Origin of the sequence: Pseudomonas sp. K5002 (assembly GCF_013386655.1) — a bacterium.
Lineage (GTDB): Bacteria > Pseudomonadota > Gammaproteobacteria > Pseudomonadales > Pseudomonadaceae > Aquipseudomonas.
In genome coordinates, this window is sequence record NZ_JACARK010001166.1 from 1 (window position 1) to 756 (window position 756).

The following is a 756-nucleotide window of genomic DNA, read 5'->3' on the forward strand; positions in this document are numbered from 1 at the left end:
GCGCAGTTGACCGCCGTGAAGTGCGAACCGCGCTCCACCACCTGGCGCGGCAGGATCAGCGACAATTGCCGGGAGTTGTCGTGGTAGGTCATGTCACTGGGGCGGCAGGCGTCGATCAGGGCGATGTCACCGCAGCCCAGTTGCGCACGGTTGTCGCCCTGTTCCAGCTGCGCGCTGCCCTGCAACTGGAACACCGCGTAGTAGTGCCCTTCATTGCCCGTACTGACTTCCTTGCTGCTGCGATACAGATGCACCTGGGCCATATCGACCACGCTGAGCTTGATCGCGCCGCTGCGAAACTCGCTCAACTCCCCATAAAACCCCGCGCCCAGGGCCCTGGCATCGAAGCGTCCACAGGCCTGGTTAACCTGCTGTAACCAACGCTCGAACGATTCGTTACGTTGCACCGTTGAACTCATCATGACCGCAAGGCCTCACATTTTTTATTTTTTTGGTCCCAGCAATCTTACGGGTACCGCCGATCAAATATCCAATACCAGACGAGCGGAAACCGCCCGGGAAACACACGCACAAATCTGCCGGTTGGCGGCCTTCTCCTTGGTCGACAGGCAATTGTCACGGTGCTCGGGCACGCCTTCCAGCACCTCGACAATGCAGGTGCCGCAGAGGCCTTCGCGGCACTCGGTGTCGATGTCGCAACCGTGGGCCTGCAATACGTCCACCAGGCTGGTATTCGCCGGTACTTGCAGCACCACGCCGGAGCTGGCCAGCTCCACCTCGAAACCACCGCTGGGC

General features: G+C 60.7%; 1 protein-coding gene and 1 pseudogene. Both read right to left on the reverse strand.

Features of this window, described 5'->3' with window-relative positions; translation table 11 throughout:
* Window positions 1-422 (reverse strand): annotated as a pseudogene (locus HX846_RS34485) (transcriptional regulator FeaR); the annotation flags it as partial.
* A 60-nt stretch (window positions 423-482) separates the two neighbouring features.
* On the reverse strand, window positions 483-756 hold a 274-nt coding region (locus tag HX846_RS34490; RefSeq protein WP_178967181.1), incomplete at its 5' end, for a 2Fe-2S iron-sulfur cluster binding domain-containing protein.